This is a genomic window from Nisaea sp. (genome assembly GCF_040217065.1).
GTDB lineage: Bacteria > Pseudomonadota > Alphaproteobacteria > Thalassobaculales > Thalassobaculaceae > Nisaea.
Genome location: NZ_JAVJNX010000005.1, coordinates 204,335 through 230,198 on the forward strand (window position 1 = coordinate 204,335; position 25,864 = coordinate 230,198).

The window sequence follows — 25,864 nt, forward strand, 5'->3', positions numbered from 1 at the left end:
GAACGGAGCCAGTCCCGATGCCCATCAATAACCGGATCGCCGAATTTCACGAGGAAATGACCGCGTGGCGGCGTGAGCTGCACCGGCATCCCGAAACAGCGTTCGAGGAACATTGGACCGCCGCCTTCATCGCCGAGAAGCTGGAAAGTTTCGGTGTTGAGGTGCATCGGGGCCTCGCTGGAACCGGCGTGATCGGCACTCTGAAGGGGAACGGCGAGGGAGGTGCCATCGGCCTGCGTTCCGATATCGATGCGCTCGATATCACGGAGCAGACCGGCGTCGAATACGCGTCGGAGAATCCCGGCAAGATGCATGCCTGCGGGCATGACGGGCATACCACCATGCTGCTCGGCGCGGCCAAGTATCTGGCGGAAACCCGGAACTTCTCGGGAACCGTCCAGTTCATCTTCCAGCCTGCGGAAGAGAACGAGGGCGGCGGCCGGGTGATGGTCGAGGAAGGCCTGTTCGACAAGTTCCCGGTGGATTCCGTCTGGGGCATGCATAACTGGCCGGGCATGCCGGTCGGAACCGTCGCGGTCCGTCCAGGTCCGATGATGGCCGCCTATGACATGTTCGAGCTCGACATCACCGGCGTCGGCGGCCACGGCGCCATGCCGCATCTCGGTATCGATCCGATCCTGGTCTCGGCCCAGGTCGTCACTGCCCTGCAGAGCATCGCCAGCCGCAATGTCGATCCGATGGACGCGGTGGTCGTCTCCGTCACCAAGATCCACGGCGGCGATGCCTATAACGTCATTCCGGGCATGGTGCAGCTCGCCGGCACCACCCGCTCTTTCCGTCCGGAAGTGCGGGACATGATCGAGCCGAAGATGAAGCAGATCATCGACGGTGTTTGTGCCGGTTTCGGCGCGACCGCAGAGCTGCGCTATGAGAAGCGTTATCCGCCGACCGTGAATTCCGAAGCCGAGTCAGAGATCGCCGCGCAGGTGGCGGAAAGACTTGTTGGGAACGAGATGGTCGTCCGCGACCCGACTCCGAGCATGGGCGGCGAGGATTTCGCGTTCATGCTGGAAAAGAAGCCGGGCTGCTACATCTGGATGGGCAATGGCGGCGGCGGCGAAGGCAAGATGCTGCACAATGCTGGTTACGACTTCAATGACGAGGCCCTTCCCTGGGGCGCCAGCTACTGGAGCCAGCTCGTCGAGAACCAGCTGCCGCGGGCGGGATAAACTGCGGCGATCAATCAGGGGCAGACGCGAGAGGCCGCTGTCGCATGCTTTCGATACGCCATCTCGTACGCTTGCATCTCGGCCCGATTGATCTCGAGATCGCCTCGGGGGAGTGCGTCGCCCTGCGCGGACGGTCCGGATCGGGGAAATCGCTGTTCCTGAGGGCGATTGCAGACCTGGACCCGGCTGGCGGCGATATCGCACTGGACGGGACGGGCCGGAATACCATGACTGCGCCGGATTGGCGTCGACAGGTCGGCTATTTGCCGGCGGAGACCGGCTGGTGGGGTGATCGCGTAGGCGCGCATTTCGCAAACTGGAGTGCATGTCGGCCAATGGTCGAACGATTGGGGCTGGACCCGGCCGCAGTCGACTGGTCCGTTGCCCGGCTTTCCTCGGGCGAGCGTCAGCGTCTCGGATTCGTCCGGCTGCTGGAGAACCGGCCCCACTGCCTGCTTCTGGACGAGCCGACCGCATCACTGGATGAGGTGGCGACGGAAGTGATCGAAGAGCTGGTTGCGGAGCATTGCGCTGCTGGCGGGTGCTGTCTGTTCGTGACTCATGATACCGCACAATTCATCAGGGTCGCCCGGCGCGGCTTCCTGCTCGATGCGGGCAAGCTTGTTCCGGACGGTGGCACATGAATTACGTAACGCTCGACTATGTGGATCTGGCATTGGCGGCGTCCCTGCTTCTGATCAACGGCGCGGTCTCCGTCGCGCTCTCGCTTGGCCTTGCCCGCAGTCTCGCCATCTCGGCGGTCAGGATGGTCGTGCAGCTGCTGCTGATCGGGCTGATCCTCGACTTCCTGCTGGCGACTGTTTCGCCATTCTGGACCGGTCTTGCCGTCCTGGTGATGCTCGGGTTTGCCGGATACGAAGCGATGGCCCGGCAGGACCGGCGGCTGAAGGGATTCTGGGCCTATGGGCTGGGCACCGGCGTGATGACACTTGCGGCGGTGCTGGTGATGGGGTTCGCCCTGATCACCCAGGTTTCGGCCGATCCCTGGTACCACCCGCAATACCTGTTGCCTTTGCTTGGCATGGTGCTGGGCAATTGCATGACTGGCGTGGCGCTGGCCATTCGCTCCATTACCGGAGCCTTGACTGGTGAGCGGAATGCCGTCGAGGCGCAACTGGCTCTCGGCCGCCCGTTCCGGCTCTCGACCCTGCCGATAGTCCGTTCCGCCCTGAAGACGGCCCTGACCCCGACCATCAATGCAATGGCAGCAACGGGCCTGGTGTCGTTGCCCGGAATGATGACCGGGCAGATCCTCGCCGGCATTGACCCTGTCGAGGCCGTAAAATACCAGCTTCTCGTCATGTTCCTGATTGCCGGGGCAACGGCAATCGGGACCACCGGGGCTGTGTTTTCCATCAGTTGGCGCCTTTCGGACCATCGTCACAGGTTAAGGCTGGATCGATTGACCGATATCGGTGACGAATGAAAAAAATTCCTCTTCGTTTAGTGAGTTTTTCACTGAATTTGGATAAATTTTGATTATTGTTAATATGCGAAATATTTGGAATTTGTGATTTTCTGAAGTATACAACTACGACATTTATATAAGTGCTGTGCCTTTATTGACCTATCGAATGGTAGCTGAATATCGGGCATGTGCGTCCGTGCACACGAGGGAGCCGCATAGAAAAATTAGGCAAGGATTTTGAAGATTATGAATTACTTTTCTGGAGACCATGGCGAACGGTTGCAAAGTGATCGCCTGCAGAGCACCAACGATCGTAGAGATCTGGTGCCCGTTGCGGTCAAGACTGTGGCGACTTTATTTGACCTCTGGGCGTTGCCGCCGCGCAAGGCGGCCAAGTTGTTGAATGTCGATGACGGGGCTTGGACTGCAATGGACGATGGCAGCCGGAAAGGGATTCTTTCAGCCGAGCAACTGGGGAGAGCTTCTGCGTTTGTTACAGTTTATCGAAGTGTGGCTCAGGCTTACGGGGAAAAGGACGGTGGAAGTTGGCCGATGGAGAACAATCGGCTCGACCCGTTTTACGGCAAGCCGCCGGTCGACTTCATGGCTGCTGGAGGTCTCGACAGGATCATGGCTGTTCGCCGTCACTTGAGCATGGTCCGTGATGCCGCCGCGGTATGAAACGGTCTCTCAAGACGGCTGCCTGAACCGGTGGCAAACCGATTTCTCAATTCAAGCGCTCTTGCGACGGTTGGCACATGAAAACTCCGGATAATTCCACGCGATCGCAGTTGGAGCCGACGGAACTTGCGGACGATGAGATCCGGAAGGCAGGACTGGCCATTCTCGACGGAGGGTTCCGGCAGGAGTTCGGTCGTGATGTCCACCAGATCAGCTTCGTTGAGGAGATGGAAAGTCTGCCTGAACCGAAGCTCGAATTCCTCTACAAGCTCTGGCTCGACAAGGCCGATCCGGAGACCGGCCGACATGACCGCGTCGATTTCGACATGCTGTCCATGTTGCCTGCTGTCGGGAATATCATGATCCTCGACGTGCTCAGGAACGGGTACGACGCCCGCTACCGATTGTATGGAACCGGAATTTCGGACGCATCATCAAAAAACTGGACCGGTCACACGGTCTCCGAGATGAACCGGACGACCCGTCATGAGCTGGCGCTGATGTATCGGTCTGTCTATCTGGCTGTTTACGAATCGAACTGGCCGATTTACTCCGAGCATCTGGCACCGCATTGGCTCAGCGGAAAGGTCTGGCGCCGTCTGGTTCTGCCTGTTTCCTATGGTGGGGAAACCTGCGAGCAGTTCATCGTCGGGAATATTCCTGTCTCTGCGCTATTGGCTGATGCCGGACGGAATGGCGATCTGCTCTAGGTCTTTACACGACCGCCGGATCAGCTGCAGGGGGCGTTGTAGAGCCAGCCGCCATCAGGATGCGGTCGGGCATAGACGTCGATCGACTGATCGAACCGGACATAGCAGGAGAATAGCGGCAGGGTCATGAAGTTGGTCAGCACCAGCGAGACCGTGTCGCCGCCATAAAGGGTGCCCTGCAGGCAGATCTTGGTCCTCCCGTTGCGTGGCAGACGGAAACTGGTCCGTTCCCGTGTCTTGAGCTGCACCCGGCCGGTGATTGTGAAGGGCGCCCGGTTGCGCACCAGCACGCAGAGCTCCCCGGTCTGACCCGCGCCGGGAGGCGCCTTGCCGTCGCGCCGGTTGAACACGGTCGCCTGTTCCTCCTCGCAGGCCGCAAGGCCAAGCGTGACAAGAAAGACCAGCATGAGGGAGAGGGCGCGGAAGCGGTTCATGGGGCCAAGCTAGAGACGGGGTGGCAAGGCGTCAATGCGGTGCGGCATCGCATTACCCGCGCCGGTTCTGTGCTCGTGGGTCCAGCGCATCCTGCAGCCCGTCGCCGAGGAAATTGAAGGCGATGACGGCGGCGAAAATCAGCAGTCCCGGCCAGATGGCGAGCATCGGTGAAACCGAGATCAGATCCTGCGCGCCGGTCAGCATGTTGCCCCAGCTCGGGATCGGCGGCTGGATGCCGAGACCAAGGAAACTGAGCACGCTTTCGAACAGGATGACATTGCCGATGGTCAGGGTCATGGCGACCAGGATGGGCGAGGCGGCGTTCGGCAGCAGGTGGCGGAACAGGATGCGCGACGGCGGCAGTCCCTGGGCTCGGGCGGCTTCTATGAAGTCCCGCTCGCGCAGGCTAAGAACCGCGCCGCGCACCAACCGTGCCGTTGTGGTCCAGCCGACCAGAGCAATGATGGCGACAATCCGGTACAGGCTGAAACCCTCGGACTGCACCAGTTCCGGCGGCAGGCCGGTCTTCGCCGGATCGATGGCGGCCAGAACGATCAGCAACGGCAGCAGCGGCAGGGAAATCACCCCGTCGGCGAGCCGCATCAGCACCGCATCCGCAAAACCGCCGCGATAACCGGCGCTCAGCCCGATCAGAGTGCCGATCAGTGTGGCGCTTGCGGCGGCGGCGATGCCGACCGTCAAGGAGACCCGTCCGCCGTCGAGCAGCCGCATGAGCAGGTCCCGGCCAATTTCGTCCGTACCGAGCGGGTGGGCGGCGGATGGCGGGGCGGAGATATTGAACAGATCGATGGAGGTGGCGTCGGTACCGAGAGCGGCGCCGACCAGCGGCGCGCCGAAACAGGCGAGCAGCAGGCAGGCGAGCAGGATCATGCTGGTCGTGGCGGAGCCGTTGCGTTTCAGCCGCGAGAATGCGCCGCGCCGGGGCGCCGGCTGGAGAGAGGCCATGCTCATGCCCGGCCTCTTCCCGTCAGCCGGATACGCGGGTCGATCAGGGCGTAGGCGATGTCGGCGGCGATGTTCGCGGCCAGGGTGACGCTGGTGGCCAGCAGCAGGCCAACCAGGGCGAGGTTGTAGTCGTTGCCCATCACCGCGTCGTAGATCGTCTTGCCCATGCCGAGATAGGCGAACATGGTCTCGACGATCAGGGCGCCGGAAAAAAGGGCGCCGAAATCGAGCGCCATGATGGTGACCACCGGGATCAGCGCATTGCGGAAGCCGTGGCGCCAGAGCACGGTCCGCTCTGTCGCCCCCTTCGCCCGGGCGGTGCGGATGTAGTCCTCCCGTAGCACCTCGATCATCGCGGCGCGGCCGTGCCGGGTGTACTGGGCGATGCTGGCGACGGCGAGGGTAAGTACCGGGAGCACAAGATGGGCGGCCCGGTCGCCAAGGCCGCCATCGCCGACGGTCGCCATGCCGCCGGCCGGGAACAGGCCGAGACTGACGGCAAAGAGCAGGATCATCAGCAGAGCGAGCCAGAAAGGCGGCACGGAAATACCGGCGAAGCAGAGCAGGTTGATCAGCCGGTCCGCCATGCCGCCGGGCCGCCGGGCCGCCGCGATGCTCGCCGGCAGGGCGACGGACACCGCCAGAAGGAAGGCGAGGCCCATCAGCAGCAGGGAGTTGAGGAGTCGTGGTCCCAGCACATCGAGGACCGGCGCGGAGAACAGCCGGGAATAGCCGAAATCCCCCTGCAGGGCGCCCATGAACCAGTTCCCGTAGCGCTCCAGGAACGGCTGGTCGAGGCCGTGCAGGGCACGCAGCCGTGCCACGTCCGCCGTGGTCACGTTCGGGTCGCCCGACAGCATCAGGTCGACCGGGTCGCCCGGCATCAAGGCCAAGAGTCCGTAGGTGACGAAGGACATGACCCAGAGCACAACCAGCGCCTGGCCGAGCCGGCGGACGAGGTAGCCGGTCATGGCTGCCCGGGGTTTCTCATGGAGTCACTGGCTCGCGCTCGATCCGTCGCGCCATTGTTCGATCCAGTAGGTGGAGCTGTATTTGTGACCGGTTGGACGCAGGCCCTTCAGCCATTTCGGCAGGATATAGGCATCGGAGCGGAAATAGAGCGGTAGCACGGGCAGGTCGGTGGCGTAGAGCGTCTGCTGCCTGGCCCACAGCTCCCGGCGTTTTTCCCTGTCGAGCTCGATTTCAATGGCGTCGATCAGCCTGTCCATCTCGGGACTGCTGTATCCTGTCGCGTTCTGGCCGGACCAGTTGTTTGCTTCTGTCGGAATGGAGCTTGAATAGAGCGTGGTCTTCGGCAGGGCTTCCGGGGCCGACAGCCAGGCGAACATGGCCATGGCCGGGAATGCCCGCTTCCGCACGGTTTCGCCAAAGAACACCCGGGCCGGCTCGTTGCGGATCGTCACCTCGATACCGACCTGTTTCCAGTAATTCTGCAGCACCTGCTCCACCAGCTCGCGAATCCGGTTTCCGGCCGTGGTCATGATCTCGAGACTGAGCTTCGTGCCGTCCGGCCTGTGCCGGATGCCGTTCCTGATCTCGGTCCAGCCGGCTTCGTCCAGCAGTGCCTTTGCCCGGGACGGATCGTAGGGGTAGGTCGGAAGTTTGTCGTAATACGCCCAGTCCAGCGGATTGACCGCACCATGGGCGACCGGCTGGTTGCCGGCGAACAGCTTGTCGGAAATCGCCTTGCGGTCGATGGCGTGCAGCAGGGCGCGTCGGACCTTGATGTCGGCCAGTACCGGGTTGTCGAGATTGAACTCGATATGCTCGTAGATCAGGCCCGGCTTGTAGATGACGTCGAAGGTGTCCCCGTGGCGTTTTTCGAAGCCGAGTGCCTGATCCAGGGTGAGACCGGCTTCGCCCGCGATGTAATCGATCGAGCCGGACAGCAGGTTGGCCTCGAGCGCGGCGGTTTTTTCGATGGTCTTGACCACGATCCGCTCGAAAGCCGGCGGCTTGCCCTGCCACTGCTCATTCCGGGCCAACACGATATAGGCACCCTCATTGACCTCCGTGACCCGATACGGGCCGTTATAGAGGCCGGGTGTTCCGGGCGCGGTCTTGTACAGGGTCCGGTTCTTGTATTCCCGCGGGTTGGCGAAAGCGGCGCGTTCCAGGTGGGCGGGCAGCAGCTGGAAATCGCCGAGCGTGTTGTAGCGGTAGTCGATCTTGTCGAGGACAATGGTGAAGGTGCGCTCGTCCTCGACCTCGATATCGACGATTTCCTGATAGCTGCTGGAATCCGCCACGCCGGTTTCCGGATGCCGGCCGACCTCCCAGCTGAAAAGAACGTCGTCCGTCGTGATCTCTGTGCCGTCGCCCCAAACGGCGCCCGGCTTGATCGTGTAGGTCGTGCGCACGCCCTCGCGGCCGGTTTCCTTTCCCGTCGCATCAAGGACCGGGAAGCGCTTCGCCCGCTTGTTTTCAAATGTCGGCAGTTCGGTGCACCAGAGGCAGATCGGCTCCCAGTCATGCCCGAAGATTGTCATCTGCCGCTGCGCCATGCCGAGCACGTAGGTCTTCACCAGCATGGAATCGATCATCGGATTCAGCGTGGTCGGGAACTGGGTCATGCCGATGACGAGCTGTTCGCGGGCATCGGCAGGGCGGGCAAGGGGGAGTGCGGAGAGAAACAGGAGCAGCCAGATGGTCAGGACGCGGGCGGATCGTCGCATCGGGGGCTGTCTCCGTCTCAGTGGGTCGATACTCTAAGGATAGGGGGCGCGGCGGGTGATTTCCAGCGCCGCGCCCCGTCCTCGGTTTCTTCAGGTCAGGGGTATGTCCAGCACGTGCTTCTTGAAGGCCGGGCGCGCGGCAATGCGCGCGTACCAGGCTTCCAGCGCCGGCATGGACGGCCGGTCCTGGATCAGGGTCAGCCAGCGGTAGCAATTGATGGCAATGGCGATGTCCGCCATGGTCAGCCGGTCGCCCATGATGAAGTCGCGGCCCGTCAGCCGTTCATCAAGGATCTGCCAGATCGCGATCATGCTTTCCCGTGCGGCCTCGATCGCCGCCAGATCGCGCTCTGCTTCGGGAGTCCGCACCAGGCCCCAGAAAATCACCGTGATCGGGGCCAGAACGGTGGTCTGCAGCCAATCCATCCAGCGGTCCGCATCGGCATAGGCACGCGGGTCCGCCGGGGCCATGTCGCCCGCCGAGTACTTGGTGCAGAGATAGCGCACGATGGCGTTGGATTCCCAGAGGACAAAATCGTCCTCGATAATCGTCGGGACCCGGGAGTTCGGATTGAGAGAAAGGTAGTAATTGTCTTTCGTGTTGGCGAAGGTTCCGCCGAAGTCCTCGCGCTCGTTTGGTATCGACAGCTCCTCGCAGAGCCAGGTTACCTTCTGCACGTTGCTCGAATTGTTGCGGCCGAGAATCCTCAGCATCACTCTTCCCCTATGTTGGTTTCTTATTAGACGTCGACGGTTTCGCGGGTCGCGGCCCAGCCGTCCGGATCGCGCAGGAATTGGCGCACCTCATCGAGCTGCGCGCTGGTGAAGCCACGCTTCTCCGCCGCCGCCAGTACGTCCCACCAGGTGCAGAGTCCGTGCAGATCGACGCCTTTCTCCTTCATCGAGCTGGTGCTCTGCGGGAAGTTGCCATAGTGGAACACCACGAAGCAGTGAGCGACCTCGCCACCCGCCTCGCGGATGGCGTCGATGAAGGAGAGCTTGGAGCCGCCGTCCGTTGCCAGATCCTCGACCAGCAGGATGCGCGCGCCGTCCTCGAAGGTGCCCTCGATCCGGGCATTGCGGCCGAAGCCCTTCGGCTTCTTGCGGATATAGAGCATCGGCAGGCCGAGCAGGTCGGCGATCCAGGCGGCAAAGGGAATGCCCGCCGTCTCGCCGCCGGCCACGGCATCGAACTGTTCGAACCCCGCTTTCTGGGCAAGCAGCTCGACACCCATCTGCATCAGCTGCTTCCGGGCGCGCGGGAAGCTGATGATCTTGCGGCAATCCACATAGACCGGGCTGAGCCGACCGGATGTGAAGGTGAACGGCTCTTCCGGGCGGATATGAACGGCTTCGATCTCGAGCAGGATATTCGCCGCGGTCTCGGCGATGCTCTGGCGGAAGTCGGGTGTCTGGCTCTCGTCCATCGACGGGGATCTCCATAGGCGGGCAAGTCGATTTTTGGCGAGCATAAACCAAGCGTCAGCGCTGTTCACCCTCGGAAAGCAGGATTGTTTTCAGGCGGTCGTGAGAAAGCGCGGCTGCGGGCTCGTTCAGGACCAGTGTGCCCCGATGCAGTACCGCGATCCGGTCGGCGACAGCGAGGGCCGTGGCTGTGCTTTGTTCGGCAAGCAACACGGCGGCACCATCGTCCGCGAGCCGCCGGATCGCGGGAAACAGCTCCTGGCAGATGACGGGCGCAAGCCCGAGGGAGGGCTCGTCCAGCAGCAGAATCTCCGGGCGCTGCATCAGCGCGCGGGCGATGGCGACAACCTGTTGCTGCCCGCCGCTGAGGCTCCAGCTCTCCCGGTCGAGAATGCTGCCGAGCAGGGGGAAGAGCTCCGTGAGCTCTTCGATCCGTGCGAGGCGTTGCCTGCGTGGTGTCTTCATTGCCGCATGCAGCGTGTCCGAAACACTCATGCCAGGGAACAGCCGGCGTCCTTCAGGGCAATAGCCGATGCCGCGCCGCGCCCGGTCCGGCGTATCTCTTCCGGCAAGTGACTGGTCCCGAAACAGGATTTCGCCACCTGTGAGTGTTTCCAGCCCCATGGCGGCCCGCAGCAGGCTTGATTTACCGGCGCCGTTGAGACCGATCAGGGCGACGATCTCGCCTGATGCGACCTCAAGTGTAAGACCGCGCACAGCCATCGCACCGCCACGCCGGACCGAGACATTCCGGAAAGAGAGGAGGGAGGCACTCACAACGGGCTCTCCCCGAAATAGGCGCTGATGGCCGCCGGATCGCGGGCGACGTCAGCAGGCGTGCCCTCGGCAACGACCTGTCCGGCACTGAGGCAGATCACGCGGTCCGCCAGGGGCAGCAGGAAATCCATCGCGTGATCGATCAGCAGGATGCCGTGACCCGCATCCGCCAGCCGCTTCAGCAAGGTGGAAAGCTCCGTGCGTTCCACCTCGTTCATCCCGGCGGCCGGCTCGTCCAGGGCGAGTATGGAGGCACCGGCGGCAAGCGCGCGGGCGATTTCGAGATGTTTCAGGGCTGCTGGTGGCAGGGTTCCGGCTTTTTCGTTCGCACCGTCTGAGAGCCCGACTTCTGTCACGCGGGCATCGGCTCTCTCGCCCTCTGTCGTGACCGCCTCGACGCTCTCCAGCACGGTCAGGTCCGGCGCGATCTGCGGATGCTGGAAGCTGCGGCAGAGACCGGAACGGGCGATATATTCCGGAGGCCTTCCGGTAATGTCGGCATCACCGAGCAGGATGCGCCCGCCATCCGGCTTTTCGATGCCGGAGAGCAGGTTGACCAGCGTTGTCTTGCCGGAGCCGTTCGGGCCGATCAGGCCGAGAATTTCGCCGGGGGCAAGGGTGAGGGAGACGCCGTCGAGCGCGGTCACGCCGCCGAACCGTTTTGAGACTGTCTCAACGGACAGTGTGAGAGGGGCAGGATCACGCGGTGCCTCGGCATCGGCCGTCTCGACCGGGGGCATTTTGCTTTGCCCGAACAGGCCGGCAAGGCCGCGCGGCAGGAAGATGATGGCGGCGAGCAATGCGGCGCCATAGACCACGAGATAATAGTCGGCAAAATCCCGGAACCATTCCGGCAGATGGACAAGCAGCAGGGCGCCAAGCACGGCCCCGACGGGGGAGGCGCGGCCGCCGATCACGGTCATGGCGAGAATCAGAACGAGGACATGGAATTGCAGCACGTCCGGCGAGACGACACCGATCGCATGCGCCTGCAACGCCCCCGCCAGGCCGCCGAGGGCTGCGCTGGCGACGAAAAAGCGAAAGCGGATCGCCGCCCCGTCGATGCCGAGCGTGGCGGCGGCAAGAGGCGCTTCCCGCAGGGTCTCGACCGCGAGCCCGCGCTTCCCGGCCGTCATCCGGTGCGAGATGCTGAGGGCAAGTCCGACACAGGCCCAGACAAGTATGGTCAGCGGCAGGCCATGCCCGAGTGAAATCGCGCCGATCTCGATGGGCGGAATTCCGAAAAGGCCATTTGCGCCACCGGTGACCGCCGTCCAGTTGGTGGCAACGAGCAGGGCGAGCTGGGCAATGCCGAGGGTGGCGAGGGCGAAATAGTGCGAGGCGAGCCGGAGAACGGGGATGGCGATGAACGCTGCCAGTAGGCTTGGCAGCAGGATTCCGGCCGCCAGTGTCATTGGAAATCCGAGACCAAGTTCCAGCGCGCCAAGACCAGCCGCATAGGCGCCGAGACCGAAGAAACATCCTTGCGCCAGCGACAGGGCACCAAGGCGGCCGAAGATGAGCTGATAGCCAATCGCGGCAATGGCATAGATCCCGGCACGGGTCAGGACATGCAGGGCATAGTCACCTGCGAAGAACAATGCATAGAGCGCCAGCGCGATTGCCGCGATGCCCAGGGTCAGACGGGCGCGCGGGTCAGACACGGGCGCGGGCCCGCTCCGGCAGCAACCCGGAGGGCCGGAAGACCAGCATGACCAGCAGCACTGCATAAAGCAGGGCTTCGGCTACCAGATAAGAGGCGAGCGCGGCGACAAGCGTCTCGAAGATGCCGATCAGCAGCGCGCCGATCACGGCGCCGTCGAGCCTGCCCCAGCCGCCGATGGTGACCGCGATATAGGCTTTCAGCATGAACAGCCCGCCATCGTTCGGGCTGACGAAGAACTGGTTGGACAACAGCAGGCCGGCCGCACCCGCAAGCGCGATGGCGAGGGCGAAGGAGAGGGTGATCATCCGCTTCGGGCGGATGCCGATGGCAGCAGCCATTTCCGGGTCCTGCGCCACGGCCCGCATCCGCCTGCCGGTCTGGGTGCGGCCGAGAAACAGGCCCGTACCGGAAATCAGCAGGGCGGCACAGACCATCACGGCAATCTGCTGAAGCGAGACAGAGAAGGCACCGATGCTCAGGCTATCGCCCGTAATCAGTGGCGGTCCGGCGCGGGGTGCCGCTCCGAACAACGCGTTCGCCAGATGCTGCAGCACCAGCCCGGCGGCAATGGTGCTGACAAAGACAGCGACCTGGTGACGCTTGCGGACCGGGAAATAGGCAAGCCAGGCAAACCCGGCCCCGACCAGTCCCATCAGCCCCATCACTAGTGGCAGCAGGAAAAGCCCCGGCAGGGCCGTCGCCTCACCGATCAGAGGAGCGAGCGCGATGGCGGCGAAACCGCCTGCCATGACCAGCTCGCCCTGGGCGAAATTCACGGCCCCGGCCGCATTCAGCACGATGACGAAGCCGAGCGCGATCAGGGCGTAAGCGGCCCCAAGGGCGAGGCCGTTCAGCAGGATCTGGGTAAGGGCAATGGTTGACATGTTGTGGTGCTGCCAGGCGACCGCTTATTTCACGCCGCTGACATTCTCGTAGCGCCGCTTGATTGCCGGCACCGCGCTTTCGCCATCGTAACAGACGATGAGGGCGTCATGCGCCATATTGCCCTTGCCGTCGGATTTGTAGGTCATGGCGAGCCCGTCATAGCTGTTGCTTGCCAGCCAGTCTCGCACTTCGGTGGCTGTTCTGGCGCCAGCATTCTTCGCCGCGATCAGCATGGATGCGCCGTCATACTGGGCCAGTGCGAAGGCGTCCGGCTCGGTGCCGAAACGAGCCCGGTATTCCGCCGTGAAATCCTCGACCGGACCTTCCGGCTCGGAGATCGGCGAGGAGGCGCTTTCGGCACAGACACCGCCGAGCTGCTGCGGCTCCAGCAGGGCGGCCGTGGTCGGCTGGTGCATGGCGGAGCCGGCAAGGATTGGCAGGGCGATGTTCTGATCCCGGGCTTGCCGGATCACCAGAGCGGTGGAGCCGGAATGCAGGTGCAGCAGGATCAGGTCGGGTTTGGCTTCCTGCATTCTTGTCAGGGCTGGCAACATGTCCTTCACGGAGATGTCGATGGCTTCCTCGAACACCAGCGGCGCACCGAGATCCTGCATGATCCGGCGCAGATGCTCCGCGCCGCTCTGCCCGTAGGCGGTGGTCTGGTACAGCAGGGCCGGGCGCTTTGCGCCGAGCTCTTCGACCGCGTACCGGGCCTGCGCGACTTTCACCACGCTGTCGCCGGGGAAGAAGCGGAACACCCAGGGAATGCCGATCTCGGTGATCTTCGCCGTGCCGGATACGGTGAGCAGCGGCACACCGGCACGGCCTGCGATCGGCAGCATGGCCAGCATCTGCGTGCCGAGCATGGAGGCAACGGCGGCGCTCGGCTTGTCTTCAAGCGCCCGGCGCAATGCGGTAACGGCGCCTTCCGGGGAGGTGCCTGTGTCAGTCACTTCAGCATCCAGATCGAGATCCTTGCCGTACCGCTCGATCGCCAGCACCGCGCCGTTGCGCTGGGCAGTGCCCTCGAGCGACAGGAAGCCGGTAATCGGCACCAGAACGGGGATGGTTTCGGCTTTTGCTGTCAGACTGCTGACCAGCAGCGCGGCCAGCGCGACGGCGGCGGATTTCGGGAACATTTCCGGCACTCCAATCGGTCCGTTCGACGGAACGTGAGATTCAAAATCGGGGCGAGAGGAGTGTACGCGACCGCCTGTGCGGTCTCGTGACGTCTCCCTGCGCCGGCATGACCCGGATCAGGTTCGATGGGTATCCTCTCAGTTCCAGGTCGCCCCGGAACACCCCAGCATCACGCGACCAACCTGCGGTGGGGAGTGATCCTTGTCAAGAGACGGGCGAGGAATAGGCTGTGAGCAGATTGAAAACGGAATAGTTCCACGGAGTGGTTTTGTCCGGCGGCATCCTCCGCCTATCATGCCGGCAACAAAATTTGCTCATGCGGAGGAGAGCCACAATGTCGAAAATCAAGATCGCGGTCATTCCCGGAGACGGAATCGGCTGGGAGGTGATCCCGGAAGGCATCAAGGTGCTGGAGGCGGCCGGGGCGAAGTTCGGCATTGAGTATGATTTCACGGAATTCGACTGGAGCTGCGAGCGCTACAAGAAGACCGGCCTGATGATGCCGCTGGACGGCATCGAGCAGCTCAAGGAATTCGACTCGATCTTCCTCGGCGCCGTCGGCTTTCCGGGCGTGCCTGATCATGTCTCGCTCTGGGGCCTGCTGATCCCGATCCGTCGGGAGATGGAGCAGTATGTGAACCTGCGCCCGATCCGGATGCTGAAGGGCATGAATTGCCCGCTCGCAAACCGGACCTCGGAAGATATCGACTTTTATGTCGTGCGCGAGAATAACGAGGGTGAATATTCCTCCATCGGCGGTCGCCTGTTCGAGGGCACGGACCGTGAGATGGCGATGCAGGAAAGCGTCTTCACCCGCACCGGGACCGACCGGATCATGCGCTTCGCCTTTGAGCTTTGCCAACGCACGGGCAAGAAGAAGGTGACGTCCGCCACCAAGTCCAACGGCATCATCCATACAATGCCGTACTGGGACGAGCGTTTCGCGGCGATCTCGAAGGAATACCCGGATCTGGCGACGGACCAGTATCATATCGACATTCTGGTCGCGAATTTCGTGCTGCATCCGGACTGGTTCGACGTGGTTGTCGGCTCCAACCTGTTCGGCGACATTCTCTCCGATCTCGGCCCGGCCGTGGCCGGCTCCATCGCCATCGCGCCGTCCGCGAACATCAATCCGGAGAAGAAATATCCCTCAATGTTCGAGCCGGTGCATGGCTCCGCCCCGGACATTGCCGGCAAGGGCATCGCCAACCCGATCGGTCAGATCTGGTCCGGTGCCATGCTGCTGGAGCATCACGGCCACCAGGAGGCGGCCGATGCCATCGTCGCGGCCTGCGAGACGGTGATTTCCGGTGGCGGGCCGAAGACCCCGGATCTCGGCGGTCAGGCCAGTACGACGGATCTCGGCGACGCCATCGCCGCCGTGCTCCGGGGCTAACCCGATGCAGTCGCCCGTTTATTTCGAGGACCTGGAAATCGGCCAGGTCCTCCGTTCCCAGCGCAAGACCATGACGGAATCAGAGATCATCGATTTCGCCTGGAAATACGACCCGCAGCCATTCCATATCAGTGTGCCGGACGCCGAGGAGAGCCATTTCGGCGGCGTTATCTCCAGCGGCTTCCAGACCCTTGCCGTCAGCTTCAGGCTGGCCTGGCAAGCGAACGGGCTGCAGGCGACGAATCTCGGCGCCGGGACCATCGATCAGCTGAACTGGCTGAAACCGGTGCGGCCGGGCGACACGTTGAGAGTGGAGATGGAGGTGCTGGAGAAGCGTCCCTCCCGGACGAAGCCGGATCGCGGCTTCGTGCGGTTCAAATACACCACCTTCAATCAGGACGGCGAGGCGGTGATGACCATGGAGTGCCCGCAGATCGTGTCTTGCAACGGTACCTGAGTGCCGCGGGTTCAACCGCCCATCTGTGCGCTCTGGCTTTCCAGATGTGCCACAAGTTCGGCCGGCAGAGAAAGTCGCGTGGCCAGGGCTTCCATGTAGGCCTGTTCCATCGGATGATCTGGATCGATCGCGAGGCGTGACGCCAGATAGAGCTCAGCGCCTTGCTCCGGGCCATCGGCAAAGTCTGCTACCTCTTGCAGGCTCGGCGGCTTGGCGAGTGCGTCAAAGATGAAGCCTTTCTCCGTTGCTTCAAGATCAGTCGCCCCGACGCGTTCGAAAATCAGTTTTTGCTCGTCCGCGTCAATATGGCCATCCGCATTGGCTGCTCCAATCATCGCCAGAACAAGAGCCAACTCGAATGATCGACCGTCTGCTGCCGGCGAGGCCGCCGGGTCGAATTTCGATCCAGCCGGAGCGGCTGGGGGGAGTGTCGGAACGCTGCCTGTAGGTCCGGGTTTGGGAGCCGAGTTTACAGCCGTTTGGGCGGACTGGCCGTCCTGCCAATTCTGGTAAGCGCGATAAGCAAGAGCGCCAAGAGCGGCGGCGCCGCCATAGCCAACCACCCCGCCGGCGAGTTTCCCTGCTTTCTTCCGTGCTTTCTTGTTTCCAAGTAACACGCCGAGTAACCCGCCTGCCGCAAGACCGCCGACCACACCTGCCGTTCCGCTATTTGCAAGTTTTCCCTGCGCCGACCGAAGGGTTGCACCTGCAGACTGGGCTGCGTTGGATCCAAGAAATTGCTGAAGAATATTCTGCGGGTTCATCGGGTTCCTCTTTTCAGTTTCCGAAGGAACAGGTGGGGGCAGAGGATCGTTGCTGCAATAAGTAAAGTCAGGTGCGGAACCGGTTTCGGGAGGACGAGGTCATCATCGCGAAAACGGCTCAACCGGATTGATTGTTGGCGCTCATTACGGAATTCCGACATTTTTGCGTCAAATCGTGGGTATTGAGTCACGGCAGAGTCCTGAAACCGTCATAGCGCTGCGGCGTGCCGGTCAACCCTTCTGAGTAATGTCGCGATCCTTGGGAAGGGGTCGCATGTCACATACTCAGAGCCAGCCTGTTATTCAGGTCACGAACGTCTGCAAGACATTTCCGAACGGGCGCAAGGCGCTGGACGGGGTATCCGTCCAGCTTGAAGCGGGCGAGATGGTGGCGCTGATCGGCGCCTCCGGCTCCGGCAAGTCGACGCTGATCCGGCATATCGGCGGCCTGATAGTTGCCAACAAGGGCGCTGACGGTGGCGAGATTGCGGTATTCGGCGATCAGGTACAGGCCGGTGGTCGCCTGACCGGCGATGTGTCGCAAGTGCGTCGTCGTCTTGGGGTCATCTTCCAGCAATTCAATCTGGTGCCGCGTCTGACGGTGTTGACCAACGTGCTCGCGGGACGGCTCGGCCGCATGCCGAAATGGCGCGGCGTCCTCATGCAGTTCTCCCATTTGGAAAAGCAGCGGGCCATGCAGGCGCTCGCCCGGGTCGGCATCGCGGCGACGGCGCGGCAACGTGCGGCCACGCTCTCCGGCGGGCAGCAGCAGCGCGCGGCCATTGCCCGCAGCCTGGTGCAGGAATCCGAAGCCATTCTCGCCGACGAGCCGATTGCCTCCCTCGATCCCGCTTCGGCCCGCCGGGTGATGGAGACACTGTCCGATATCAATCGGACGGAAGGCACAGCCGTACTCGTCTCGTTGCATCAAGTCGAATATGCCCGGCGCTACTGCAAGCGCACCATCGCCATGCGGGACGGCCGGGTCGTTTTCGACGGCCCGTCCCACGATCTCACCACTGCTTTTCTCCGAGAAATCTACGGCGAGGCCAGCGAAGAGCTGATCCTCCCCGATGCCGAGGATTTCGCGGAGGCACACGAGACGGCGGAAGGGCGGCTTGCCGCATTCGCCTGACCCCATCCCCCAGCATCTAGAGGAGCTGACCCCATGACCATCTTCACCCGCCTGACCGCCGCCGCGGTTCTGGCAACCGGCCTCGCGACAAGCGCCATGCCTGCCTTTGCTGATCGCGAAGATCCCAAGGAAATCAATTTCGGCATCATCGCTACAGAGAACAGCTCCGCCCAGCGCGAGAAGTGGGGACCGTTCCTGCAGGCGCTCGAAGCGGATATCGGTATGCCGGTGAAGCCGTTCTTCGCGGCCGACTATGCGGGTGTGATCGAGGCCATGCGCTTCGACAAGGTCGATATCGCCTGGTACGGCAACAAGTCCGGCATGGTCGCCGTCGACCGCGCCGGTGCCGAGATCTTTGCACAGACGACCGAATCCAACGGCGATCAGGGGTACTGGTCGGTCATGGTCACGCACAAGGATTCTGGTCTGAGCTACGAAGACGTCATGAAGTGCGACAAGAGCTTGAATTTTGGCCTTGGCGATCCGAACTCGACCTCGGGCTTTCTGGTGCCGTCTACCTTTATCTTCGCCAAAGAAGGCGTTGATCCGAAGGAATGTTTCAAGATTGTCCGCAATGCAAACCATGAGACCAACCTGATCTCCGTCGCGACCAAGCAAGTCGATGCGGCCGTTGCGTCCTCCGGTGGTCTCTACAAGCGCCTGAAACTTGCCAAACCGGAACTGTTTGCCGAGATCAAGGAAATCTGGCGCTCCCCGCTGATCGCATCCGATCCGATGGCCTGGCGCCCGGAACTGAACAAAGATCTGAAAGCCAAGATCATGAGCTTTTTCATGACCTATGGCCGCCTCGGCAGCGATGCGGAAGTGACCACGGCGCGTGAAATCCTCGCCATGATCGATATGGGCCCGTTCGTGCCGTCCTCGAACGCCCAGCTCTGGCCGTTCTATGAGATGGACCAAATCCGTCAGCGCATGTCCATCCAGGGTGACGACACTTTCTCCCAGTCCGAGAAGAAAGAGAAGATAGCCAAGATCGACGAGAAGATCGCGGAAATCCGTCGCGCCGCCGAAGCGCGTCCGCGCAAGTAATCCAGATCCCGGTCCGGTGAATCGCCGGGCCGATATGCGGGGGCCACGCGGCCCCCGCTTCTTTTCGGGAACCAAGTCCCATGAGTGTCAGCCATGAATAATAGCGCCGCCAACGGAACCCAGCCCCGCCTGGAGGACATCGTCGTGCCTGGGCGTGGCCGCCAGGAGCAGGCGTTCGACTACCTGCTCTGGGGCACTTTCCTGATCATGCTGGTCTGGAGTTTCGTGCCGTCGGACATGAACCGTATCGGCGATGTGTTCAGCGGCGGCGGTAACATGGCGATGCTGCTGTCCGATTTCCTGGAGCCGAATTTCCGCTATTGGCGGAGTTATCTCGACCTGATGCTGGAGACCGTGCAGATGGCGGTCTGGGGCTCGTTCCTCTCGGTCGTGTTCGCGGTGCCGTTCGGCCTGATGTCCGCGTCGAACCTGGCGCCGGCCTGGCTCAGCTTCCCTGTGCGGCGTCTGATGGATGCGTTCAGGGCGATCAACGAGCTGGTTTTTGCCCTGGTTTTTGTCGCCGCTGTCGGGCTGGGTCCGCTTGCCGGGGTGCTGGCGCTGGCCATTCATACGACCGGTACGCTGGCGAAGCTGTTCTCCGAGGCCGTTGAAGCCATCGATCCGCGTCCGGTCGAAGGTATCCGAGCGACCGGGGCCACGAGCCTGCATGAAATTGTCTTCGGCGTTATCCCGCAGGTCCTGCCGCTCTGGATTTCGTTTTCGCTCTACCGGTTCGAGGCAAATGTGCGGTCGGCCACGGTGCTGGGTATCGTCGGTGCCGGCGGTATCGGCATGTCCCTGTCGGAAGCCCTGCGGGGATTCGATTACGGATCAGGCGCAGCGATCCTGTTGATCATTCTGGCGACGGTTTAGCTGTTCGATATTTTTGGGGCGCGCTTGCGCAAGGTGGTGATCGATGGCGAGGATCACGCACAGTTCGTCATCTATCTTGCGATGCTGGCAGCGATTATCGTCGGGATTGAGTTTGTGCTGCGCGCCGGCCCGTCTTGATGGCGCAGATCCCGGGACAACGGCCGCAGCTGAACGTGTTGGAAATCTGGAGTAGCGGATACAGGCCGGAATCCAGAAAATGGAATACTTGGCTGGCGTCTTGATCAGTTTTCGCGGATACCGCGACCGAGCATAATACCGCCGACAAGCGCTACCACGCACCATGTGATGATCACCATTGCAAGAGTTACCATCTTCGATCTCCTACTACATGGTGACAGAATTAGTGGAAAAATTGGGTTAATGCAATATTTACCAATTCGAAAAATCGAAAAAAAATTTAGCGCGAAAACTGAATTGTTCGTGCCGGTTGTCGATGCACGCTGTGCTGCATGAGCCCGGCATGCATCGACAGTTTCAGTCGAGTTCCGCCACCTGATTGCCTTCCAGCGGAACCTCGAACGCATTGATGGTCATGGAAATCAGCGTGTAATAGCCGAGCAGACCAACAAGGTCGATCAGCCGCTGCTGACCCAGCACCTCAATTGCTTCGGCATAGAGCGCGTCGCCGATCTTGTGGGTTTCGTGCAGGGCGCGGGAGACATCATGGACGACGCGTTCGTCGGTTTTCTCGAATGACGGGGTGCGCCGGTCCCGGATGGCGTCCAGAACCGCTTCTGAAATACCGGCTTTCAACGCGAACGGCTTGTGCACGGACCATTCGAACTGAGCCCCCCAGAAGCGGCCGGTAACCATGATGGCGAGCTCGGAAAGCCGTGGCTCGAGCGTACTGTCGAACCGGGCGAACTGGCCCAGCTGCTGCGCCTTGTCGGCGAGAGCCGGGCTGTGCAGCCAGATCTTCAACGGGCCTTCGACCCGGCCGCGGGGACCGTTGACGATGGCATCGTGGATTGTTCGCTGCGCGTCGGACATGTCTTCGGGCTTGAGGGCGGGGACGCGTGACATGATGCTGGACTTCCAGTTCTTTGTTGTGGCTCAGGCGGCGTCGGCGCAGAGCTTCTCCTTGCGGGCGGCACCATCATGGGCGTCCAGCAGCCGCTCGCGCCAGGACCAGAGCGGATCGTCCTCGGCGAGCAGCTCGAACGAGCTGGAAATCCGCGCCCACATGAGCGTGCCGAAGAGCGCGTAGTCCGAAAAGCTCGGCCCAGTGCCGCCGAGATAGGCTTGCTTCTCTATCACCGCACGTGCGGGTGCCAATGCCTTGTGCAGATCGGGAAGCCTGTCTTCACGCCCCTTCTGGACCTCTTCCAGAGATTTACCGAAGCGCGCCTCGCGGGTCTCCTTGAAGTAGGGCTGATCGCGCTCGTCGCAGGCAAGATAGACGTCATGCACGATGCATCCGGCAACCAGCGGGTTGATCGTCCGGTTGGTCCATTCTGTGACAAAGAGCGCGCCGCCCCGGCCAGCCTCGCCACCGAAAAGACTTGGGCGGTCCGAGTAGGTCTCTTCGAGATAGCAGGCGATATCCCAGCTATCGCAAACCACGGTGTTGGCGTCTTTCAGGACCGGAACGAGTTTCTGCCCGCTGAAGTCGAGCTTGTCCTTTTCGCCGAAGCGAACGTGCTCGACCGTTGCATCCGCCTCGAGGCCCTTGTGGGCCAGGGCCATGCGGGCGCGCCATCCGAACGGGCTGAAGCGGGCACCGTTTTTGGCGGACAGATCGTAAAAGGTAATGGCCATGGCGTGTCTCCGTGACAGAAGCGATTGGTCTTTCGGTGGCGATCTTGCCGTGCCGGGCGCCTGGCAACAAGCCTAGAAGAGGGAAGACAGCCCTTGCTCGCGGGCACGTGTCTCCATGACGTCGATTTCTTCATAATCGGCATCGGACAATGGGCTGAATCCGCAGATCAGCAGGGCGTCGCGAGCGGATTGTGCCGCTGGGTCCGCGAGAGCCCGTTCAATCCCCCTCCGCATGGCAGCTACGGTCGCGCCACTGGTCGCCGCCGGCACGGCGTACGGCAATCCCGGCGCATCCGGGGTCCAGGCGAGAATCTCAATCGTATCGCACTCTTGTGGCGCATGTTTCTGCAGCAGGGCCAAGGTCACGCAATCGATGGCGGCCGTGTCTGCTTCGCCGGAGGATACCAGAGCGACACTTGCCCGATGGCCGCGGCTGCAGATCGCATCCCCGAAGAAACCGGGTTCAACTCCCTTTTCCGCGAGCAGGGCGCGAAAAGCGCTCATTCCGGACTGGGAGTGCGCGCCGTTATAGGCGAGCCGTGCGCCGCGCAGTTCGGCGATGGAGCCGATCCCGGCGCCGCGCTGAACGATGATCGCACTACGGTAGCGCGGTCCGCTGCATCCCTCCGCCCGATAGCAGGGCGTCCCGACGACCCGGAGCGTCCGGCGAAACTGTTTGCGCAGCGGATAGCCACAGATCTGGGTGAAGAACAGGTCCGGCGCCGACCAGGGTACACTCTCTTCCGGCAACCGGGTCCGGTGCCGCGGGATATCCTCCAGTCCTTCCGCCGCAAAGCCCCGTGCCAGTGCGGCCCACCAGGCATCGGTCGCGTCCCGGACCTCCGGAAAGTCGTACATGTCGAGCGAAGCAATCATGCGGCGTCGTGTTCCGGAAATTGTGCAAACAGACCGTCGATATAGTCTCCCAGGGCATGGCTCTGCACGACCGCATCGCGGATCAGTTGGTCGAAATGGTGTGCCAGCGTACGGATATGCTCGGTGGTATTGAAGACAAAGAAACTCTGCCCGAGATAGAGCGAGGCGCGCAGTGGGCCGAAAATGGTCAGTGGTGCGGAAAAAACTCTGCGACCGTCATACAGGTAGATACGCATCCGCGGATAGAGTTCGTCGTGAAGTTGTTTCATGTAGAGCAACTGCGCGTATCTGAGCGACGGCGCGAGATCGCCCCAGATGCCTGCTCCCGCGGCGAAATCGTCAAGGGCCTGTCGCGGCATGCAGATCTCGATATCGGTCTCGGGGCGTCGTGTGTATGCCAGACGGTCCTGCGCCCGCTCCAGCGCGCTGTCGCGCTCGAAAACCTCCACGGCGCCGTGCTCGTAGGCAAGGATTTCCGGGGTCTTGACTTGGTCCGGCAGGTTGGTCGGGACATAGCGGATCTTGTAGCCGACGGCTTCCGCATGCCATTCGGCAATATTACGGTCAGCCGCCGCTCGCGAGGCCTCGGTGATGTGGATGGATCGTTGCAGGATCTCTGCGCCGAGCTGTTCCTGCTGGGTCAGGCCCAGCAGCCAGTCGAGGCTGACCTGCAGGGCCGAAGCGATGGACGCCACCGTATCGGCGCGGGGCAGCCGTTCGTTGTCCGGCGACAGCAACTGGGACAGGGTTGAACGGTCAACCCCGACGCGCCGTGCCAGGCTGGAGCGGTTCATACCCGCCCGCTCCATGCTTTCGGCCAGACGGGTTCGGAAAATTTCGACGGTGTCTCGACGATCCAAGTCAGATACCTGCGAGAAAAAGAAGCGATGTTTCTTTATATCTGCGTTTGGGGTGAGTAATCAACAATAGTCGTGAAAGGAGCGCAAACGCTCGTTGTTGTGGCGGTGCGGTGCAGCATAGTCTGCCGACATGTTTGAACGCTCTCCGTTACCGACCGCGCTGAAAAATCCGGAAGCTGTTGTTTCCACAGGAAATGCAGGCGCTGCCCTCGCACCTCACATCCCTCCGGTTGAATGGCAGACCGTCGCACTTTGGGTTGTTATTCACGGTATCTTCGCGGCCGTCACCTATTGGTATGCTGCGCTGCCGGTATGGGTGGTGGCGCTCTTTGGTGCGCCGGTGGTTGCCTGGCATGCGAGCTATCAGCACGAGGCCATCCACGGCCATCCAACCCGGGTCGGATGGCTCAACACTCTGCTTGCAAGTCTGCCGCTGATGCTCTGGGTGCCGTTCGGGATCTACCGCGACAGTCATCTGAAGCATCACCGCAATGAATTCCTTACGGATCCGATCGAGGATCCGGAATCCTTTTATGTGACGTCGGAGCAATGGAGGGGTTTTTCGATGCCGCGCCGGATGCTGTATCGCGCAGTGAATACCCTTGCCGGCCGCCTCCTGCTCGGTCCGGCCTTTGTCGCTGTCTCGTTCCTCTGGCGTCAGGCGCGGGATCTGATGCACGGGCAGGGGCGTCTGAAGAACTGGGCCTGTCACGCGGCTGGGCTGGCCGTGCTCGCGGTCTGGATTGTTGCCGTCTGCGACATGCCAATCTGGCTCTATATCCTTTGTTTTGCCTATCCGGGAACCGGTCTGCTGCTGCTCCGGTCTTTTGCCGAGCATCATGCCGCGCCGGACGTCGAGGACCGGACCGCCATCGTCGAGGCGGAAGCCCCGCTGGCCCTGCTGTTCCTGAACAACAATCTGCATGTCGCGCATCACAGCAGCCCGGGCGTGCCGTGGTACGCGCTGCCGCGATACGAGGTGCTGCGCCGCCGGATGAGCAACCGCCGGCAGGAGCGGATCTATCGCGGATATCGTGACGTGGCGCGGCGATGGCTGTTCCGTCAGAAGGAACACCCGGCTCACCCGCATTTCTGAATGCGGCCGCTCGTGTCTGGTCGCTATTCGATCCCGGGGGCTTCCCGCCGTCTGGCCATATAGGCTTTCAGCTCTTCATCGATCCCGGGGTCGATTGCCGGCGCTTCATATTCCGCCAGCAGGGCGCGGTATGTCCGGTTTGCCCGGGTCAGTGCGTCCGGGCTGCCGGCTTCCTCCCAGCTTTCGTAATTGCGCCAGTCTGAAAGCAGCGGCTGGTAGAAGGCTGTCTCATAGCGTTCCAGTGTGTGCGCGGTGCCGAAGAAATGCCCGCCCGGTCCGACATCGCGGATGGCTTCCAGGCCGAGGCTCGCCTCATTGATCTCCAGCGGCTGCAGGAACGCGGCCATGCCCTGCAGCAGTTCGAGATCGGTCACGAACTTCTCGAAGGAAGCGGTGAGGCCCCCTTCCATCCATCCGGCAGCATGCATCACCAGGTTCGTGTGTCCGAGCACGACCGGCCAGAGCGACATCATGCTCTCCCAAGCCGCCTGTGCATCAACCGCGTTCGAGGCATTGGCGTTCGTCGAGCGGTAGGGCAGGCCGTATTTACGGGCGAGTTGGCCGCCTACAAAAGCCGCCTTGGCATATTCCGGCGTGCCGAAGGCGGGGGCGCCGCTGCGCATATCCACATTAGAGGTGAAACCGCCATAGATCACCGGGGCGCCGGCACGGACCATCTGGGTGAAGGCAATGACGGCGAGCGCTTCGGCATTCTGCTGGGCGAGGGCGCCTGCGATGGTCACCGGGCTCATCGCGCCAGAGAGTGTGAAGGGGGTGACGCAAATGGCCTGGCCATGACTGCTCATCTCCATCAGCCCCTGCAGCATCGGGACATCGACCCGGAGCGGGGAGGAGGTGTTGATGATGGAATGCAGCCCGGGCCGGTCGACGATGCTGTCGCGGGTCTCGCCGCGGGCGATGCACAGCATGTCGATGGCATCGCTCGGCCGCTGGCGCCCGAGGGAATAGGCGTGATGCACCTTGTCGGACAGGGTCAGGAAGGAATAGTGGCAGTCCAGATGCCGTGTCTGCGGGGGCAGGTCGACTGGCTCGACCGGATAGCCGCCAAAAAGATGGATGATGTTCGCGGTCTGGCCCATGCGGATGAAATTCTGGAAGTCGGCGTAATTGCCGTCCCGGCGTCCGCCTTCAAGGTCGCTGCAGAAGGGAGCGCTGGCGATACTGGCAAAGTTGATGTTGTTGCCGCCGAAGACGAGGTCCCGTTCGGGGCGACCGCCATGGAGGGTGAATTCCGATGGCGCTTTCGCCACATATTCAAGCACCATATCCGGGTCGAAACGGACGCGTTCCGAGCCTTCCGCGACATCAGCGCCGCACTGCTTCAATATGCCGCGTGCCGTCGCATCTAGAAAATCGATCCCGATCTCGCTCAGAATGCGTAACGATGCGTCATGGATTGCCTCAAGCTCGTCCGCCGAGACGATACCCATGGGCGGATAAGGTGAGCGAAGCCGGCGCCATTCGGCCTGCGCGATTTTCTGCCGACTACCGGTAGAGTCCGAACCTTGCCGTGTTCGTCCGCGCTTTCTGGTTCTGTTTCGGGGTTCGGCCATC

27 protein-coding genes and 1 riboswitch are annotated in these 25,864 nt (G+C 62.2%); of the genes, 11 read left to right on the plus strand and 16 right to left on the minus strand.

The annotated features are described in order from the left end of the window. The first annotated feature begins 17 nt into the window (after positions 1-17). The 5 genes from RH950_RS05635 (at position 18) to RH950_RS05655 (ending at position 4,010) form a co-directional block, all read left to right on the plus strand. A complete protein-coding gene (locus RH950_RS05635) occupies positions 18-1,190 on the plus strand; it encodes a M20 aminoacylase family protein (protein WP_350054559.1) in 1,173 nt (390 codons plus the stop codon). A 44-nt stretch (positions 1,191-1,234) separates the two neighbouring features. Then, on the plus strand, positions 1,235-1,834 hold the full coding sequence (locus RH950_RS05640) for an ABC transporter ATP-binding protein (protein ID WP_350054561.1): 600 nt from the start codon (positions 1,235-1,237) through the stop codon (positions 1,832-1,834). Beyond that, positions 1,831-2,637: an ABC transporter permease gene (locus RH950_RS05645; protein ID WP_350054563.1), complete on the plus strand. Its 807-nt coding sequence runs from the start codon at positions 1,831-1,833 to the stop codon at positions 2,635-2,637. Before RH950_RS05640 ends, RH950_RS05645 begins: the two co-directional genes overlap by 4 nt. Before the next feature lie 228 nt (positions 2,638-2,865). Continuing rightward, positions 2,866-3,300 (plus strand): hypothetical protein, encoded by a 435-nt coding sequence (locus tag RH950_RS05650; RefSeq protein ID WP_350054565.1) that lies wholly within the window; start codon positions 2,866-2,868, stop codon positions 3,298-3,300. Between the two features lie 77 nt (positions 3,301-3,377). Further along, positions 3,378-4,010, plus strand: a complete 633-nt coding sequence (locus RH950_RS05655; RefSeq protein WP_350054567.1) for a PAS domain-containing protein — start codon at positions 3,378-3,380, stop codon at positions 4,008-4,010. 20 nt (positions 4,011-4,030) lie between these two features. Here the strand turns inward: RH950_RS05655 and RH950_RS05660 are convergent, their stop codons facing one another. The 10 genes from RH950_RS05660 to RH950_RS05705 form a co-directional block, all read right to left on the minus strand. Continuing rightward, positions 4,031-4,444: a hypothetical protein gene (locus RH950_RS05660; protein ID WP_350054569.1), complete on the minus strand. Its 414-nt coding sequence runs from the start codon at positions 4,442-4,444 to the stop codon at positions 4,031-4,033. A gap of 52 nt (positions 4,445-4,496) precedes the next feature. Continuing rightward, a complete protein-coding gene (locus RH950_RS05665) occupies positions 4,497-5,417 on the minus strand; it encodes an ABC transporter permease (protein WP_350054571.1) in 921 nt (306 codons plus the stop codon). Beyond that, entirely contained in the window at positions 5,414-6,382 is a 969-nt protein-coding gene (locus tag RH950_RS05670) for an ABC transporter permease (RefSeq protein WP_350054573.1), read from the minus strand. The genes RH950_RS05665 and RH950_RS05670 overlap by 4 nt, the downstream gene beginning before the upstream one ends. A 24-nt stretch (positions 6,383-6,406) precedes the next feature. Next, complete coding sequence (locus RH950_RS05675) at positions 6,407-8,107, minus strand: peptide ABC transporter substrate-binding protein (protein WP_350054575.1); 1,701 nt, start codon at positions 8,105-8,107, stop codon at positions 6,407-6,409. A gap of 90 nt (positions 8,108-8,197) precedes the next feature. After that, complete coding sequence (locus RH950_RS05680) at positions 8,198-8,821, minus strand: glutathione S-transferase family protein (protein WP_350054577.1); 624 nt, start codon at positions 8,819-8,821, stop codon at positions 8,198-8,200. Between the two features lie 26 nt (positions 8,822-8,847). Continuing rightward, on the minus strand, positions 8,848-9,534 hold the full coding sequence (locus tag RH950_RS05685; RefSeq protein ID WP_350054579.1) for an orotate phosphoribosyltransferase: 687 nt from the start codon (positions 9,532-9,534) through the stop codon (positions 8,848-8,850). A 55-nt stretch (positions 9,535-9,589) separates the two neighbouring features. Continuing rightward, complete coding sequence (locus RH950_RS05690) at positions 9,590-10,309, minus strand: ABC transporter ATP-binding protein (protein ID WP_350054581.1); 720 nt, start codon at positions 10,307-10,309, stop codon at positions 9,590-9,592. Beyond that, positions 10,306-11,973, minus strand: a complete 1,668-nt coding sequence (locus RH950_RS05695; protein WP_350054583.1) for a branched-chain amino acid ABC transporter ATP-binding protein/permease — start codon at positions 11,971-11,973, stop codon at positions 10,306-10,308. The genes RH950_RS05690 and RH950_RS05695 overlap by 4 nt, the downstream gene beginning before the upstream one ends. Further along, a complete protein-coding gene (locus RH950_RS05700; protein ID WP_350054585.1) occupies positions 11,966-12,859 on the minus strand; it encodes a branched-chain amino acid ABC transporter permease in 894 nt (297 codons plus the stop codon). The genes RH950_RS05695 and RH950_RS05700 overlap by 8 nt, the downstream gene beginning before the upstream one ends. Positions 12,860-12,883: 24 nt before the next feature. Further along, positions 12,884-13,999: an ABC transporter substrate-binding protein gene (locus RH950_RS05705; protein ID WP_350054587.1), complete on the minus strand. Its 1,116-nt coding sequence runs from the start codon at positions 13,997-13,999 to the stop codon at positions 12,884-12,886. Positions 14,000-14,075: 76 nt separating this feature from the next. After that, a riboswitch (TPP riboswitch) is annotated at positions 14,076-14,176 on the minus strand. A gap of 158 nt (positions 14,177-14,334) precedes the next feature. Between RH950_RS05705 and RH950_RS05710 the strand changes: the two genes are divergently transcribed. After that, complete coding sequence (locus RH950_RS05710) at positions 14,335-15,399, plus strand: tartrate dehydrogenase (RefSeq protein WP_350054589.1); 1,065 nt, start codon at positions 14,335-14,337, stop codon at positions 15,397-15,399. A gap of 4 nt (positions 15,400-15,403) precedes the next feature. Further along, positions 15,404-15,856, plus strand: a complete 453-nt coding sequence (locus RH950_RS05715) for a MaoC family dehydratase (RefSeq protein WP_350054591.1) — start codon at positions 15,404-15,406, stop codon at positions 15,854-15,856. A gap of 11 nt (positions 15,857-15,867) precedes the next feature. Here RH950_RS05715 and RH950_RS05720 read toward each other — a convergent pair whose 3' ends face one another. After that, positions 15,868-16,620, minus strand: coding sequence for a tellurite resistance TerB family protein (locus tag RH950_RS05720; RefSeq protein ID WP_350054593.1), 753 nt, complete (start codon positions 16,618-16,620; stop codon positions 15,868-15,870). 274 nt (positions 16,621-16,894) lie between these two features. Here RH950_RS05720 and phnC point away from each other — a divergent pair, with 274 nt between their 5' ends. The 3 genes from phnC (at position 16,895) to phnE (ending at position 19,678) form a co-directional block, all read left to right on the plus strand. Beyond that, positions 16,895-17,755, plus strand: coding sequence for a phosphonate ABC transporter ATP-binding protein (gene phnC, locus RH950_RS05725; RefSeq protein WP_350054595.1), 861 nt, complete (start codon positions 16,895-16,897; stop codon positions 17,753-17,755). Positions 17,756-17,788: 33 nt separating this feature from the next. Further along, positions 17,789-18,805 carry a phosphonate ABC transporter substrate-binding protein gene (phnD, locus tag RH950_RS05730; protein ID WP_350054597.1) on the plus strand — a complete coding sequence of 339 codons (1,017 nt, stop codon included), beginning with the start codon at positions 17,789-17,791 and terminating at the stop codon, positions 18,803-18,805. A 93-nt stretch (positions 18,806-18,898) separates the two neighbouring features. Further along, complete coding sequence (gene phnE, locus RH950_RS05735) at positions 18,899-19,678, plus strand: phosphonate ABC transporter, permease protein PhnE (protein WP_350054599.1); 780 nt, start codon at positions 18,899-18,901, stop codon at positions 19,676-19,678. Between the two features lie 495 nt (positions 19,679-20,173). Here phnE and RH950_RS05740 read toward each other — a convergent pair whose 3' ends face one another. The 4 genes from RH950_RS05740 to RH950_RS05755 all read right to left on the minus strand — a co-directional run bounded on the left by RH950_RS05740 (position 20,174) and on the right by RH950_RS05755 (position 23,193). Then, entirely contained in the window at positions 20,174-20,722 is a 549-nt protein-coding gene (locus RH950_RS05740; RefSeq protein ID WP_350054601.1) for a carboxymuconolactone decarboxylase family protein, read from the minus strand. Between the two features lie 30 nt (positions 20,723-20,752). After that, positions 20,753-21,457 (minus strand): glutathione S-transferase N-terminal domain-containing protein, encoded by a 705-nt coding sequence (locus RH950_RS05745; protein WP_350054602.1) that lies wholly within the window; start codon positions 21,455-21,457, stop codon positions 20,753-20,755. Positions 21,458-21,529: 72 nt separating this feature from the next. After that, positions 21,530-22,333, minus strand: a complete 804-nt coding sequence (locus RH950_RS05750; protein ID WP_350054604.1) for a phosphate/phosphite/phosphonate ABC transporter substrate-binding protein — start codon at positions 22,331-22,333, stop codon at positions 21,530-21,532. Continuing rightward, complete coding sequence (locus RH950_RS05755; protein WP_350054606.1) at positions 22,330-23,193, minus strand: helix-turn-helix domain-containing protein; 864 nt, start codon at positions 23,191-23,193, stop codon at positions 22,330-22,332. The genes RH950_RS05750 and RH950_RS05755 overlap by 4 nt, the downstream gene beginning before the upstream one ends. A gap of 130 nt (positions 23,194-23,323) precedes the next feature. Here RH950_RS05755 and RH950_RS05760 point away from each other — a divergent pair, with 130 nt between their 5' ends. After that, positions 23,324-24,289 (plus strand): fatty acid desaturase, encoded by a 966-nt coding sequence (locus tag RH950_RS05760; RefSeq protein ID WP_350054608.1) that lies wholly within the window; start codon positions 23,324-23,326, stop codon positions 24,287-24,289. Between the two features lie 23 nt (positions 24,290-24,312). Here RH950_RS05760 and RH950_RS05765 read toward each other — a convergent pair whose 3' ends face one another. Further along, positions 24,313-25,863 carry a trimethylamine methyltransferase family protein gene (locus RH950_RS05765; protein WP_350054610.1) on the minus strand — a complete coding sequence of 517 codons (1,551 nt, stop codon included), beginning with the start codon at positions 25,861-25,863 and terminating at the stop codon, positions 24,313-24,315. Position 25,864: the final 1 nt, after the last annotated feature.

Excerpts from the sequence above, each read along its gene's own strand:
- RH950_RS05635 (WP_350054559.1), top strand. The coding sequence starts at position 18 with ATGCCCATCAATAACCGGATCGCCGAATTTCACGAGGAAATGACCGCG.
- RH950_RS05640 (WP_350054561.1), top strand. The coding sequence starts at position 1,235 with ATGCTTTCGATACGCCATCTCGTACGCTTGCATCTCGGCCCGATTGAT.
- RH950_RS05645 (WP_350054563.1), top strand. The coding sequence starts at position 1,831 with ATGAATTACGTAACGCTCGACTATGTGGATCTGGCATTGGCGGCGTCC.
- RH950_RS05650 (WP_350054565.1), top strand. The coding sequence starts at position 2,866 with ATGAATTACTTTTCTGGAGACCATGGCGAACGGTTGCAAAGTGATCGC.
- RH950_RS05655 (WP_350054567.1), top strand. The coding sequence starts at position 3,378 with ATGAAAACTCCGGATAATTCCACGCGATCGCAGTTGGAGCCGACGGAA.
- RH950_RS05660 (WP_350054569.1), bottom strand. The coding sequence starts at position 4,444 with ATGAACCGCTTCCGCGCCCTCTCCCTCATGCTGGTCTTTCTTGTCACG.
- RH950_RS05665 (WP_350054571.1), bottom strand. The coding sequence starts at position 5,417 with ATGAGCATGGCCTCTCTCCAGCCGGCGCCCCGGCGCGGCGCATTCTCG.
- RH950_RS05670 (WP_350054573.1), bottom strand. The coding sequence starts at position 6,382 with ATGACCGGCTACCTCGTCCGCCGGCTCGGCCAGGCGCTGGTTGTGCTC.
- RH950_RS05675 (WP_350054575.1), bottom strand. The coding sequence starts at position 8,107 with ATGCGACGATCCGCCCGCGTCCTGACCATCTGGCTGCTCCTGTTTCTC.
- RH950_RS05680 (WP_350054577.1), bottom strand. The coding sequence starts at position 8,821 with ATGCTGAGGATTCTCGGCCGCAACAATTCGAGCAACGTGCAGAAGGTA.
- RH950_RS05685 (WP_350054579.1), bottom strand. The coding sequence starts at position 9,534 with ATGGACGAGAGCCAGACACCCGACTTCCGCCAGAGCATCGCCGAGACC.
- RH950_RS05700 (WP_350054585.1), bottom strand. The coding sequence starts at position 12,859 with ATGTCAACCATTGCCCTTACCCAGATCCTGCTGAACGGCCTCGCCCTT.
- RH950_RS05705 (WP_350054587.1), bottom strand. The coding sequence starts at position 13,999 with ATGTTCCCGAAATCCGCCGCCGTCGCGCTGGCCGCGCTGCTGGTCAGC.
- RH950_RS05710 (WP_350054589.1), top strand. The coding sequence starts at position 14,335 with ATGTCGAAAATCAAGATCGCGGTCATTCCCGGAGACGGAATCGGCTGG.
- RH950_RS05715 (WP_350054591.1), top strand. The coding sequence starts at position 15,404 with ATGCAGTCGCCCGTTTATTTCGAGGACCTGGAAATCGGCCAGGTCCTC.
- RH950_RS05720 (WP_350054593.1), bottom strand. The coding sequence starts at position 16,620 with ATGAACCCGCAGAATATTCTTCAGCAATTTCTTGGATCCAACGCAGCC.
- phnC (WP_350054595.1), top strand. The coding sequence starts at position 16,895 with ATGTCACATACTCAGAGCCAGCCTGTTATTCAGGTCACGAACGTCTGC.
- phnD (WP_350054597.1), top strand. The coding sequence starts at position 17,789 with ATGACCATCTTCACCCGCCTGACCGCCGCCGCGGTTCTGGCAACCGGC.
- phnE (WP_350054599.1), top strand. The coding sequence starts at position 18,899 with ATGAATAATAGCGCCGCCAACGGAACCCAGCCCCGCCTGGAGGACATC.
- RH950_RS05740 (WP_350054601.1), bottom strand. The coding sequence starts at position 20,722 with ATGTCACGCGTCCCCGCCCTCAAGCCCGAAGACATGTCCGACGCGCAG.
- RH950_RS05745 (WP_350054602.1), bottom strand. The coding sequence starts at position 21,457 with ATGGCCATTACCTTTTACGATCTGTCCGCCAAAAACGGTGCCCGCTTC.
- RH950_RS05750 (WP_350054604.1), bottom strand. The coding sequence starts at position 22,333 with ATGATTGCTTCGCTCGACATGTACGACTTTCCGGAGGTCCGGGACGCG.
- RH950_RS05760 (WP_350054608.1), top strand. The coding sequence starts at position 23,324 with ATGTTTGAACGCTCTCCGTTACCGACCGCGCTGAAAAATCCGGAAGCT.
- RH950_RS05765 (WP_350054610.1), bottom strand. The coding sequence starts at position 25,863 with ATGGCCGAACCCCGAAACAGAACCAGAAAGCGCGGACGAACACGGCAA.